Origin of the sequence: Paraglaciecola sp. T6c (assembly GCF_000014225.1) — a bacterium.
Taxonomy (GTDB): domain Bacteria; phylum Pseudomonadota; class Gammaproteobacteria; order Enterobacterales; family Alteromonadaceae; genus Paraglaciecola; species Paraglaciecola atlantica_A.
Genome location: NC_008228.1, coordinates 1,035,982 through 1,049,138, shown reverse-complemented (window position 1 = coordinate 1,049,138; position 13,157 = coordinate 1,035,982). Strand labels below are relative to the sequence as shown.

General features: G+C 44.9%; 8 protein-coding genes and 1 pseudogene. 3 read left to right on the top strand and 6 right to left on the bottom strand.

Annotated features, from left to right (window positions below; translation table 11 throughout):
• Nucleotides 1–32: 32 nt before the first annotated feature.
• The 3 genes from PATL_RS04520 to PATL_RS04510 all read left to right on the top strand — a co-directional run bounded on the left by PATL_RS04520 (nt 33) and on the right by PATL_RS04510 (nt 5,279).
• Nucleotides 33–1,781 (top strand): Ig-like domain-containing protein, encoded by a 1,749-nt coding sequence (locus PATL_RS04520; RefSeq protein WP_011573772.1) that lies wholly within the window; start codon nt 33–35, stop codon nt 1,779–1,781.
• 99 nt (nt 1,782–1,880) lie between these two features.
• A complete protein-coding gene (locus tag PATL_RS04515) occupies nt 1,881–4,307 on the top strand; it encodes an alpha-amylase family protein (RefSeq protein WP_011573771.1) in 2,427 nt (808 codons plus the stop codon).
• A 192-nt stretch (nt 4,308–4,499) separates the two neighbouring features.
• Nucleotides 4,500–5,279, top strand: a complete 780-nt coding sequence (locus PATL_RS04510) for a 3-keto-disaccharide hydrolase (protein ID WP_011573770.1) — start codon at nt 4,500–4,502, stop codon at nt 5,277–5,279.
• 129 nt (nt 5,280–5,408) lie between these two features.
• Here the strand turns inward: PATL_RS04510 and PATL_RS04505 are convergent, their stop codons facing one another.
• From PATL_RS04505 to PATL_RS04480, 6 genes and pseudogenes are all read right to left on the bottom strand, one after another.
• A complete protein-coding gene (locus tag PATL_RS04505; RefSeq protein ID WP_041713324.1) occupies nt 5,409–5,669 on the bottom strand; it encodes a YrhK family protein in 261 nt (86 codons plus the stop codon).
• A 307-nt stretch (nt 5,670–5,976) separates the two neighbouring features.
• Nucleotides 5,977–6,423, bottom strand: a pseudogene (locus tag PATL_RS04500) (hypothetical protein); the annotation flags it as partial.
• Between the two features lie 484 nt (nt 6,424–6,907).
• Nucleotides 6,908–8,440 carry a sulfatase gene (locus tag PATL_RS04495; RefSeq protein ID WP_011573767.1) on the bottom strand — a complete coding sequence of 511 codons (1,533 nt, stop codon included), beginning with the start codon at nt 8,438–8,440 and terminating at the stop codon, nt 6,908–6,910.
• A gap of 22 nt (nt 8,441–8,462) precedes the next feature.
• Nucleotides 8,463–9,464, bottom strand: a complete 1,002-nt coding sequence (locus PATL_RS04490) for a family 16 glycosylhydrolase (protein WP_011573766.1) — start codon at nt 9,462–9,464, stop codon at nt 8,463–8,465.
• Nucleotides 9,465–9,665: 201 nt separating this feature from the next.
• Nucleotides 9,666–12,290: a hypothetical protein gene (locus PATL_RS04485; protein ID WP_011573765.1), complete on the bottom strand. Its 2,625-nt coding sequence runs from the start codon at nt 12,288–12,290 to the stop codon at nt 9,666–9,668.
• 83 nt (nt 12,291–12,373) lie between these two features.
• Complete coding sequence (locus PATL_RS04480; RefSeq protein ID WP_011573764.1) at nt 12,374–13,003, bottom strand: hypothetical protein; 630 nt, start codon at nt 13,001–13,003, stop codon at nt 12,374–12,376.
• Nucleotides 13,004–13,157: the final 154 nt, after the last annotated feature.

Genomic DNA, 13,157 nt, shown 5'->3' with positions numbered 1-13,157 from the left:
CGACCTACATAACAGGATTTTGGAGAAGTAAGATGAAAAAACACTTACTAGTAAACAAAGTAACAGCAGCCGTGCTTGCCACGCTTTTAGCCGGCTGTGGCGGCGGTACTGACGAAGGGTACGACCCTGATTTTTCAGCGTCTGAGATTGTGACCTTTGATACGGCGACGCTTAACGCGTCTTTTGAAGAAGAAACCGGTACCCAAGAAGTTGATTTACTGGCTGGGGCCATGGCTGATGGCAAACCACTGGCCGGCAATATCAATGTTTCAGACTTTAACTTCACCGTTGATCAAAACTTTGTCACGCCACAAATAAGAGGTAATGGTTTAGCCAATCAGACCGTGTCACCTTTTTCTGAACAAGACGGCAAGCTCATCATTGATACTGACAAATTTGCTGACCGTCTCAGCACCTGTGACACCACTGATATCATTGGAGGCCCGCGGGATGAGGATGACAATCCAACACCTGACGGCTTCTTAGATACCCCGCCCCAAGTGACTTATACAATCGATTTTGCAGTGGATAACGGCTTTGATTTAGCCCCCGGGGAAGTATTGCCCAGACGCACTTTAATATTGACCATGAATGCAGTGTTCGACGCTGTTGAAAGTGTGACGGCTGAGCCAATTCGCGTATTGATGGGCCAAGAAGCCACTCTTTTTGCCACTGTGCTTCCTGAAAAAGCATGCGATCAGGGCCTAACTTATTCGATAGCCGACCCGTCCATCGCGAGCATAGATGACAACGGCAATATCACTACCATTGAGGCTGGGCAAACCACGGTAACAGTGACCAGCGTCAGTGCGCCTGATAAGTCAATTACAGTAGACCTAGAAGTCTTTTCTGAATTCACCTTAGCAATTTCCAACAGAGACATGGACAGCAATGGGCTGCCAAGTGAAACGAAAGAGGTACCCGCCTGCGTAACCGCAGGATTTAACGTTACCCCTACCCCAGCGTTTGGAGACACCTTAAGCGGTGATTATGCCTACGCGTGGACCTCAAGCAACGACGTAGACTTCCCTGCTACATCTGTTAACTATGGCGAAAGTGGTGTTGGCATGTACTCAGTGGGTGACGCCTCAACCGTTGGCTTTACGTTTGATGCATCCGTTTCTTTAGCGTCTGGCGATACCGGAGCAACCGCTTTTGCCGATGTGATGAGTCAAGATATTACCGCGACTGTGGTCAGAAACCTGATGTGCGAAACCGGCGTATCAGCTCACCCTGCTGGATTCAACACTGACTTTAATCTCGACGGTGCAGGCGCTCCTTGGAAAGGCGGCACTGTTGCTGCTTCTGACGTCAGTCTTTCGGGCAAAGCCTTGGAAATTACTGCTGGCGCCGATGAGGCAACAAAAGTCCTCCAGCAAGTGTTCAACAAACAACGGAATTGGCACAGTGCAACCTATGGCTTAGGCGGAAGCTCTATCGGCCAGACCTACAAATATTCAGTCTGGGTAAAACTACCGGAGCTACCAACACAAGACATCACCCTTAAACATGTCCTGTTAGCGTGGACATATGACGGCGGCCCAAGTGGCCCGGGCTTTGATTTTAGAAGACCTACAGCCGGTATTTTGTCCGCGACACTGCAGAAAACCACCGAATGGCAATTGGTCGAGTTTATCAATGAAGCAACTGGCGATAGAGAATGGTCCGTGCCACCCCAGTGGAATGTCTCCACCGATGTATTCCAATTTTGGGAAGTGTATGGCCTACCAGAAGGCGAGAAAATCCTACTTGACGAATACGCAGTCATGCCAGTGCAATAAAAAGCAACCTAAGCCTTCGATTTAGCAAACTGCATCGCAAAAAATAAACACAAATTAACATGTGCGGCTGATACATCTGGCCGCACAGTAGGAGAACAAATGAAACATCATCTTTTAGGGGCAAGTATTGCTTCAGCACTCATACTTAGTTTAGGTTGCAGCCAATCAACCGAACCTAAACAGGTATTGGAAATAGCGACCGAAAAAGTTGAATCTGTCAGCCCACTTGAGCAACAAGCTAAAGCAAAATTGGACAAGCTCAAAGGTATGATGGACGAAGCACGAAGCAAGAAAATAGACGTTACCCGAGAAGAAACGCTAGTGTGGTTTTCTGAGCAGTTTATCAAATTCGCGAATTGGGATGAAGCGAACCCTAAAGCAATTGAAGCCGCTTTTGGGTACGAACGTTATTACGCTGCCGATAAAGTTGAATTAGCAGCTTCTTTACCTGACTTCGAACGCCAAAAAGTAAACGAAATTTTAGATAAAGGCATAACGGTGCTCGCACAAGTACTACGCGGTGACATAAAACGCCGACCAGTAAACAAGGTTGATTGGCAGGGTACCAAAGCTGGCGACAATATGTTTGTGAGTAATGGGAAACCTATCTTCCCTTACGATTACTTTTCTAAATCGGTTGGCCAACCACTGACCAATACCGACGTGTATAACGACCATTTAGGTGCACTATACCACGGTGGTGAAAACCTCTATCCAGTAGATCATGACCGCGCCATTAACTCCTTTTTATTGAAGGAAGACGGGACCTTTGACGAAGAACTGATGAAGGAACTCACCGATATTCCTGATACGAATATTGGCTTCCTATATTACTGGATCATGGGGATCCCAGAGTGGGTTGAAAAGCAAGAACCTGAAGTACGTAAGGGTCGTTCACTCTTTACCGGATTCGACATAGACAACCCTTTAGCACGTGATTTGTGGGGTAAAATCATCCGTAGAACAGGTGAGCTAACAAAAGGCAAAAAAGTAACAGAGCTGGGCTTTGTGCTGGCTAATGAACCTCATTGGTTTGCAGAAAAAGACTTTTGGACCGCTCGCTTCGACGAGATGACTTCAATTTCCTCCTACACACTCAACAATTTCCGCACTTGGCTAAACGATAAGTACGAAGGCGACTTAGCTCAGCTTAATGCCAATTGGCGAGCCGACTTTGCGAGTTTCGATGATGTGACTATCGACATACCGATAGATCCTGCTTTGCAAGGCCAGCCAATTTGGTTTGACTGGTCACGTTACAACATGGATAGAAGTACTAACTGGTTTGCATTTATGCAAAATCAGTTACATTCAGTTAATCCAGATGCCGACACGCATATTAAAATAATGCCGCGTATGTTTATGGATAATGTTCGCTCAGGTGGCATAGATACCGAAGCATTAGCGGAATTAACCACCATGGTAGGCCATGATGCTAAATCATTTGGCAGCAAGAATATTAGGCCAGGTAAATCCTCAAAATGGATGGAAAAGTACGCTTATTACTGGGGATACGTTGCCATGTTCCACGACTTTATGGAGTCAGTGGCACCAAATAAAATTAATGTTAACTCAGAATCACATTTCTTATCGTCAGGCCAATGGCGCGATTTAGACACTCGCCCAAGCTATGTTCGCAGTGTCTATTGGTTGGCCACATTACTAGGAATGGATGCCAACACCGGTTGGTTTTGGGCGCGGGATCCCGACGGCTCCCCTGAGGACAGATTAGAAGGCGAGTTAGACTTTTTCGATCCAGGTTTGGCTGGTGCCTATGCTGGGTCTAACAACATGCAACCTCAAGTCACCAATGAAGTGACTCAGGTGATGTTTGACTTGAATAGTTTTTCAGAAGAGATCATCGAACTGCGGGAACAACCTCGTCCGCTACGTTTGTTTTACTCTGAAACTACAGCCATCAACACTGATGACTACATGACCAAAGGGTACAAGCTCTATGAAGAGCTGTTTTTTGAAGGCTTACCGTTGGGCTTTGTCACCAAAAATATTATTGAAAAACAAGACAATAGCGCTTGGGATACGGTCATTGTTTACAACAACCCAAATGTGAGTGACGCTGAATTTGCTGCATTACAGTCTTATTTAGAGCAAGGCGGTACCGTCATTCTCGATACTAAAAGCTTGCAATTTAACGAATACGGCCAAATCCGCAAACAGTCACTGAAAGCAAGTAAAGGGAAACTAATCGCACTTGAGGCAGAAGCTGATATTGCAAAAATCAAGCAAGTGGCTCTAGCAGAAATTGCCGACAGCATGCCTGATATTTTGCTAAAAGAAGATAACGGCGAGCCGTTCAAAACGACCACATGGCGCACAATCAAACAGCCTGACGGTAGCTACCTAGTGAATATTCTGAATGTTGGGCGTAATGTCGCCAAGCTTGAATTATCACTGGCAAATGGAAAGCCTGCGATCCTCACCAACATGATGACCAGCAATCCAATAAATAGCCATTTCGAACTTGAGTCAGAAGGCGTATTGCTGCTAAAAGTCTCCCCTCAATAACCGCTATTTCAACACCCCAGTGTGACGAAACCACTACCTTTAACAAAGGTGGTGGTTTCGTTTAGACTGAGAAGGATAAATACACGCAACCTGTGCGAAGCGATAAGGCGTATAGTGCACTTGCCCACCATGCGGCGCAGGAAAAAAATGACTGATTTGTCTCACAGATTAGTTCAACACTGAGGTAAATATATGACACTCGTGAAGCTCATACTCATTGGTACCTTACTCGGAATACTGTCTTCCTGCACTCATCAACGCCCCGTAAAAAGTGGCTGGCATACCCTATTCAATGGGGAGAATTTAGACGGCTGGACAGTAAAAATTCATCATCATGAAGTGGGTGATAATGTGGACGATACCTTTCGTGTTGAAAATGGTTTATTACGTGTCAGTTACGATCAATACGATACCTTTGACAAACAGTTTGGCCATCTATACTTCAATCAACCCTTCAGCAACTTTCACCTAAAGCTGGACTATCACTTCTACGGTGACTTCCTATCTGATGCCCCTCATTACGCTGAGCGAAACAGTGGTCTTATGTATTACAGCCAAGCGCCTGATACGATACTGAAAGAACAAGACTGGCCCATCTCGGTGGAAATGCAGTTTTTAGCTGGCCTAGATGATGGTAAAGCACGGCCAACAGGCAATATGTGCTCCCCAGGCACGGACATCGAATACCAAGGCGCTGTTTACACCGATCACTGCTTGATGTCATCATCACCAACGATTCCGGTGGGTGAATGGGTTAGCGCAGAACTAATAGTCAATAATGGCAATGTGACCCACATCATTAACGGTGACATCGTATTGCAATATACCCGCCCGACGATGGGAGGTAAGTTTGTAAAAGGGTATGACCCTGCAATATGGACACCGAGCGCACCACTACACTCTGGATACATTGCTTTGCAAAGTGAAGGGCATCCCATTGAGTTTAAAAATATCAAAATTAAAGCATTGTAGTGCTGGTGTGGACTGAGTCTTCGGCATTAAATAAAGTAAATACCGGCTCTTGAAAGACAAACAAAGCCACAGCTACCCTCTGCCAGCAGCCTCCTCAAAAAGAGAAAATGTTATCTTTCACTTTTCTCACTAGGTTGATTTAGGAGCGACCCTGGCAACATGTATTAAACTTGCCAATTTAATAAAGGGTTTAATAAGTAGTTGGGCACTGCCTGCTATAAATAACCAGGTGCCATCTTCAACAAGAGATTCACTTAGAAAGAAAAAACTGCCAATCAAAAACCAGACAGCGATCAGTAAATCATTAAAAGCACCTAATGCTTCGTATCGACGCTGTATTACAATGTGTCGCTTACCTAAATCTAAGTCCAACTCAAAACCTTGCTTCATCACCCATCCCCAATTGCACTTTGCTTAAGCCAACGCCAATAAATAATCTCAGATTCAACTTCTAAGCGCACCACTTAGTTTAACTTTATCTGGACAGCCATGTTAAATACAGCCCCCTTAAAATGCACTTAATTGATTCACAGTCGATTGGCACTGCTTGCTCATATGCTATGTGAAGAAGTTTTTAGTCGAAATGAGTGCAACTCAAAGGGATTAAACAGAATTTTGTAAATTTCGGGCAGAGGTTTAGCCATGCTTGGGTAGGGTGAACTGATCTACTCTTTTCAGCTTGTCGCGGGAAACAGTTTTATGCTTGTTTTAACAACTCTTTGGCTTTACCCATCCCTCGCAGTCTCTGATGGTGGGTATGACGCTTGAACATGCTCATCATTTGCTCCGCACCTGCGGCGTAGCAAAAATGCTTTTCGAACTCAGTGGATAGGGTTAGCCACTGCGCCGTGCCTAACCCGAGTCTTTCTAAAATAAGACTTTGCTTATTATCCATATAACCTGTCTTATCATCACGAATGCAGCGGCTTGTGGTATCTATAAGCTCGTAATAATCATTGAGTAAATACGTGAGACCTTTGGGCATTTCTTTACGATAGCAGCCCACAAAGGGCATCAAGGCGCTAGGCTGCGACTGTTGATTTTTAGCCGCGTCGATCCGCTTTTTAATACTGGTGTGACTTGCCGTTTCGGGTTTTTCTGCCATTTTTGCGCGTATAGGATTTAGGTCAACGTATGCCGTACACAGCGGGAAATACAATGACAAATTTATCGGGAATAAAATTTGAACAGCTTTAGCTGGCTTCGAAGAAGTGAACGACATGGATGTTGTGAATAAAATAGGTGTATCGATTAAACTGATTTGGCTTTTTCGCGACTGAGGCATAACCAACAACTTGATCAAATAGAACACCTATCAAGCTTAGTTTAGGAATGAAAATAACTAATTTTAACTTGGGTGTCTTTATAATAGAGAGGTGGTGGATATTTCTCGATTATCTGAAAATCTGCGCTCCGATATGTACTCTGTACTAGTCGGAATTCACAATGCATGGCCGGCTGAAGTGTTAACGCTTCACGCCTTCAAGGTGTGAGTCTTTTCAGATAAGGTCTTAACATCTGAATTGTGCTTGCTGTGATATTCACTGATAAGTCACTAACTTTTCCCTATGCGAACGCTACCGTTTTAATTATTGCTAGCAACAGTGTCATGAAAAGCAGTATTAACGTTATAACTCAGCCTTAAAATCTGGTTGCCAAGGCGTTTTGTTACCCTTCGCTTTTAAGAAGCGCGCACTAGTTTGTTGATACCACTCATGCAGTTTTTTGCGCAACGAAGCGACTCGTTCGGGCGCTTGGTTTGCTAGGTCTATTTGTTCGCCTATGTCATTGGCAAGGTTATACAAATGCACCTTACCGTCTTCGAAGCGCTCAATTAACTTCCAGTTACCCTGACGGATTGCTGCGCCAGGGAATCCCCCCTGATTCGAGTAATGAGGGTAGTGAAAATACAAAGGCCTTCGCATTAGCGCGTCGCGCTTTGCGCCGGGCGAAAAGTACTGATTTAAATCTACTCCATCCAAGTGTTGCTGAGGCAGCAAATCGAGGTGCCCAGCACTGAGTAAGGTGGGATACAAATCAGTAGAGGTCACGGGCTCATTGATCTGTAGGTGCTTGTGTTTCTTCTGGGGTAATTTAACCAATAACGGCACTCTAATTCCCCCTTCGTATAACCAACCTTTGCCGCCACGCAAAGGCAAATTTGAAGTCGGTGAGCCTTCGGCACTTGATAGCCCGCCATTGTCCGAGGTAAACACAACAAGCGTGCTTTCTTCCATACCCGCTTGCTTTAATTTGGCTAATAGTCTGCCTACTTGGGTATCCATTTGTTTGACCATAGCAGCATACGTGGGGTGATTTTGCTTCACCCTCACCTCCCGTTTCTCCGCAGTCGGCCAAACCTGCTCTTCCCTTTGAAACTCGTCGTTATGGGCGTATTGGCGTATTTTTGCTTGATACTCTTGTACGTCTTTGTTCGGCGCAGCTAAAGGCGTATGTACCGTATAAAAAGACAGCATCATAAAAAACGGAACGGTTTGTTTGCTGTATTTATCCACCAAGGATATAGCTTCATTGGTTAAGCGCTGTGTCAAATACTCGCCTTTGGGACCATCCGTTAATCGTGCATTTTTATAGGGTGAAAAGTACCCAGCTGCAGGGTGACCATTTTTAGTACCTGCAATATTGACATCAAAGCCTTGGTTCTCAGGCCACAGATCTTCGGTTTTCCCTAAATGCCACTTACCTAAGAAAGCAGTGTTGTAACCATTTTGTTTGAACGCCTCAGCCAAGGTGATTTCAGACAATGGTAAAGCGTCATTAAACTCAGCGGGAAGAAAGCGCCCTGCCCGTGCGGGTTTATCATTAGCTGGAAACCAATCAGTCGCTTTGCCTCGGGTTGGGTGTTTGCCTGTCAGCAGCGCGAATCTTGAGGGGCTACACACAGGGTTAGCCGCATATCCGTTGGTGAACATAACACTCTGACTAGCAAGCTTATCGATGTTGGGCGTGTCGTAAAAACTATTTTCGTTGTACGCTTTTATATCTGAGTAGCCTAAGTCATCCACTAGAATCAGCAGTACGTTAGGCTTTGTTACAACTTGTGCAGCGCAGGAATTCAGCACACTTTCACAGACAATCAACGTTATGAATAATAGATAACTTAAACGCTGAAGATGGCGACGTTCGAATGTTATAAGCATAAATTCCCCTTATTGATATAGACTACTGCCCAAGTTGTTCTGGCTTTTGCCACACGCGGATGTATTCCACCTCGAAGTCCACGACGCCATCATTTTTCAAATGCTCAGGGCTATTCTTTTCCAAATCCTCTTTACTGTTGGGGTAGCCGTGCCACGGGAAGGTTTCCATGTCTAGCCAGAGGTTTATCGGCTTTGTCGCCACGTAGCCATTGTAGTCTTCGGGGAGTCCTTCGCGGTTCTTCTTAGCCCACGCGGTGACCTGCTCTGCACTGACCGTTGACAGCAACTCGCCGTCGACATAGTACTTAACCCCATTTTCATTCCATTCTACGCCGTATACATGAAAGTCATCGGCCATTCTAAAGCCAAGATCTTTGTGTTCGGTGTAACTCGGCTTACCTCCAACGGGCTTTTCCCAATCTCGGATAGACCACCATAATTCACTGTCCAGGTGGTCTTTTTTGGGATCTTCTCGGCTGTCACCAAAAGACTCAAAAAAATCAAATTCCAACTTAGGTCCCATTGACCAAAAAGCGCTAGTCACTTCAGCATCAGCAGATTTACTTTTGATTTCAATGTAGCCGTACGTAAATGAACGGCGGTTGATTAGGCAAGGAACGGTAATATTTTCATGTTTCATCGGCTCACCAAACACCGGCTTTCTGATTTCATCGGAAAAGGGGAAATCTGGCTCCCAGCGGGCTTCTAGCATTAGCTTTCCGTCTTCCAAGCGATGATTTCGCCCGGAAAATTGCGACGGTGCCCTGCCCTTCCATACCCATTTATCGGGTTTGTCAGGGTGAATATATTGCGGCTTACCGTCTTTAAACTTACCGACAATAAACCAGCGGTCTTCATCGAGTGTGCTGTTATCGAACTCGTCACTCACAGCGGTATTTAATGACCAATTCCCCTTATTATCTGGGTCGGACAATGGCAAAAGCATTTTAGTACTCGCCTGAGAATGAAGCGCAAAAAAAGCGCTGAAAGCGAGCGCCCTAATGACATAAACTTGCTTGATCATATTTACCTTCTTTAATGGTCTATATAGAAATAATTTTTGAGCTTAGTTACAAATATCGCGAGGCTGAATATAAAGCCTGAATCAAAAATTTGACTTACGTGCCTCACACTTTCATAACTAACACCTACTCTTTCGCTTCTAGCTAGAGCGTTCAGCAGTGACTAGTTCGCTTAACGAGGCTAGCCAATACTGAACAACACGTTACTTATTGATGAAATCTGTAGCAGTACTGCCGTTGGGGTTACGCATATCACCGCGATACAAAATCAAGGTATCTTCAGGTAAACCATCAGAAACGATATTCGCTTTAGAGAAATCCACAGGGTAGAAGCCAAATTTAGCGGATTCATTGCCTACTTCTGTTGCAGATAACATGGATAAGGCGAGAACAGGTGCCGTTGGAAATATTTTATACCAACGCGTACCTGACGGATTATCAAAGCTTTCTGGGGTCAATGCGGCTAACTGCTCAGGTGTTTGCTGGCCGATGATCTTCTTCTGCTGTAAATCATTTCGGGTCAGTTGATCGATGTTTTTATCGTTGAGGTTAGCTAAATAACGTCTGTTGGCATCGGTTATCAAGTACGTAATGTTATTGCCCACCTCTGCAACAGGGGCATCAAATACGGTTTGTCTTAGGGTGATATCCCCTTTAATCACTAAATTATTAATACGACCTCGGGTTAGGTCGCGACAACGGGTTTTACAATTGAACGACCCTTTACCGACTAATAAGGCCGTACCGCTGTCTATCGCTTCGATATTTTCTACACTGATGTCTTTCATGATTTTTGAATGGGGTTTTAACCACACACCAGTGAAACCATTGGTGACCTTCACATTAGTGATATTGATTTTGTTCATAGACGAAAAGTAAGGCCCCGAACGATTGAAGTTATCGTTGTCTGTACCATTACCCGCTTCTAAGCGAACGCCGATACCGTTGAAGGCTTCAATGTTATCGATTTCTATCCAATCTCCGCCATATACTTGCACTACGCCGTAACCAGTATGGGCATGGCTTGCCTTAATATTTTTGATTGACCCTTTAACTGGTGTGCGACCGTAAGTGGGGTTACGTTGAATGGCAAACATATCAGGCACAACATCACCAGTCTCATCAATGAAGTCGCCATTATCGTTGGTGGCTAACGGGATATTTACGGGGTTCATCGGCTTATTGAGATTCGGGCTTCCTGCCGGATTTTTTACATAGCGCTCTTCCAAAAATAGCGGTGTAGGGCCAAAGCGATAAGCAAATGCACCGTCCTTGTAATCAGCGTCAGCGAACATCTGCACAGCAACCGATTCCGTGTGATTATCTTCAATATTGATATCTGAAATCGCGAAGTTCTTCACGTAAAACAAACCAACAGGGATGGCGCGGGTTAGGTTTACCACGCCATTACCATTACCACCGTTCATGTAACCATAGTTATGCGGCATGTTGGTGGTGGCATCTATGGTGAACTTCTGACCAGGTATAGTCGAGCGAACTTCTACATTTTCGACCCGCTCGGCTAATAAATTGCCTGGGCCGTTACTCCGGCCGAACGAGAACAAAAACTGACGATTGGGTTTATTCTTATTTTTGTGATCATTTTTGCTTGTGGGGTAAAGGTCTTCCTTTATGCCGCGCATTTCAAGTACAAGGCTAGGCTCCACTTCGATACGTACATTAGACGGCACCGCAATATGAGATAAACTAAAACGATTTTGGCCATTCGCATTTGCGCGAAGTATAACGACACCGCCACCGGTTTCTCTTTTTGCTTGATTGAGCGCCGTTTTTAATCGCGCAGTATCATTTACCGTGTCAGCAAACACGGCTTCAGCGAACAATTCAGTAGGCGCGTCGTCAAAAACCTTATTCTCGAAAAAGCCGACATTCACCGTAGTAACGCCGTTTTCGTCCGTATAGCCGGTATAACCGCTTAAGTCTGTATCAAGAATCGACTCGCCACCTGGGTCGGATATAGGTGCCGAGTCATCTTTTTTGCTTATCAGCGAAAGTTGGTTAATGCCTAAATTCGCTCCATCTGGGCCTCTAAATCTAAAGCGAATCTTATTGGCTGACACATTAGGGTTGGCGGTAAAGGTATTTAGACCTACGTTAGCATCGCCCCAGCTTTTCAGCACAACCCAACCACTGTCTGTTTTATGGGCTGCTTCCCAGCTTGTAACACGATTTTGTTCTGTATCGTCTTGGCTAAAGTTAAAGACTAAATTATTGCTTTGTTCGATATCAAAGATGATGTACACGTTACTATTAGCTGCACCTTCAAGGGTCGCCACAGCTTCCTCATGGTTGTCACCTTGTACAACGTTAGCCAGCGCTGCGTTATCCCAGTGGGCGCTTGGCGCCATATTGGCGACTGATAATAAATTTTCCTCTGGGCTATCGGCCGATGCGAACTCTTGAACCACCGCGTTGTAATTAAGCTCTCCTCGCTTTATCCCGAAGTAAATTTGCGTCTGTTCATCCAGTGACACAATATCAAAGTAAGGGAGTCCATCATCGTTAATACCATCCGCGTCGAGTACCGCGTGGCTGCTATCGGTCACCACTATGCGCAATTTGTCAGAAAGTGCTGTGGCATCTGAAATGACAATATTATTGTAAGTGTAATAGCCCACACGGCGTTTGGTGTAGCGCTCACTTTGTTCAACGCTGGCTGACTCCACCGTCACCCACTCGCCTTCTTCTTGTGCATAACCATTGAAAGATAACTGACAAACTAAGGTGATGAAAATTAAGCGTGTCACTGCCCACTGGGCACCTTTTAGCGCGCGCAAAGAAACCCAATTGTGATTAGGATCAAACATTGTTGTTCTCCAAAAAGTCAAAAGCTGGTCGGCGAAGTCATAGTGATGACATCACCAATAAATTAATCTGTAGAGGTGAGTCGTTAGAATGCAGGCTTTCGAGAAGCAGACGTTTGCCTGATCGCGAGCAATCCCAGCAGGAAAAGAGTAAAGGTGCTGGGTGCAGATACCGCGTTAGCACGTTGGCTAATAGAAATATTGGACACGGTTAAGTAGTCATCGTAATCGTAGTTAAAGTCTTCAATACCAAATTCCAAAGCAACTGAAGCGCCTGCTAGCGCACTGATATCGGCACTTAAACCGTCAAGCATAAAGTCATGTAGAAGGTCGCCATTATCATCAACAAGAGTGACATAAGCGCTGTCCGCTATTGAGTCAAATGCCAATGAAATAAATGACGAGTTATCAGCAACCATAAATGTTTGAAACAAATAAATACCCCAATATTCTGCGCTTGAATCGGCAGAAGTGTTGAGTGTGACGCTGTTTAAGCCAGTGAAATAGTTATCCGAATAGTCGTTTAAGTTGATGTCATAGGTTGCCACTTCTTCATCGGCATTGACGTTGTAATAGTTAACATCTCCTGACCAGCCGTTTAGCCCGTCAGTAAAGCCCCCATTAATTAGGCCGGCAGAGGCACCGCTGCTGAGCAGCAATCCGCCAACCAAAAACATTGGTTTTACGAGCTTTTTACACGCTGAATATGTGTTCATGTATTCCCATTCCTCACTCTTTTTTGTGAATAAGTGTTATTCATGAGCGACAAGCTCAATACATATAGCGCCAATATTTGAATTGGTCATTTGATGCGCTTCAAGTCGCTTAAGTAAAAATGAACCTCATTAAAGTGAATGTACGAACTGGAAC

Coding starts and splice junctions, on each gene's coding strand:
- PATL_RS04515 (WP_011573771.1), top strand. CDS start 1,881: ATGAAACATCATCTTTTAGGGGCAAGTATTGCTTCAGCACTCATACTT.
- PATL_RS04510 (WP_011573770.1), top strand. CDS start 4,500: ATGACACTCGTGAAGCTCATACTCATTGGTACCTTACTCGGAATACTG.
- PATL_RS04485 (WP_011573765.1), bottom strand. CDS start 12,290: ATGTTTGATCCTAATCACAATTGGGTTTCTTTGCGCGCGCTAAAAGGT.
- PATL_RS04490 (WP_011573766.1), bottom strand. CDS start 9,464: ATGATCAAGCAAGTTTATGTCATTAGGGCGCTCGCTTTCAGCGCTTTT.
- PATL_RS04480 (WP_011573764.1), bottom strand. CDS start 13,003: ATGAACACATATTCAGCGTGTAAAAAGCTCGTAAAACCAATGTTTTTG.
- PATL_RS04495 (WP_011573767.1), bottom strand. CDS start 8,440: ATGCTTATAACATTCGAACGTCGCCATCTTCAGCGTTTAAGTTATCTA.
- PATL_RS04505 (WP_041713324.1), bottom strand. CDS start 5,669: ATGAAGCAAGGTTTTGAGTTGGACTTAGATTTAGGTAAGCGACACATT.
- PATL_RS04520 (WP_011573772.1), top strand. CDS start 33: ATGAAAAAACACTTACTAGTAAACAAAGTAACAGCAGCCGTGCTTGCC.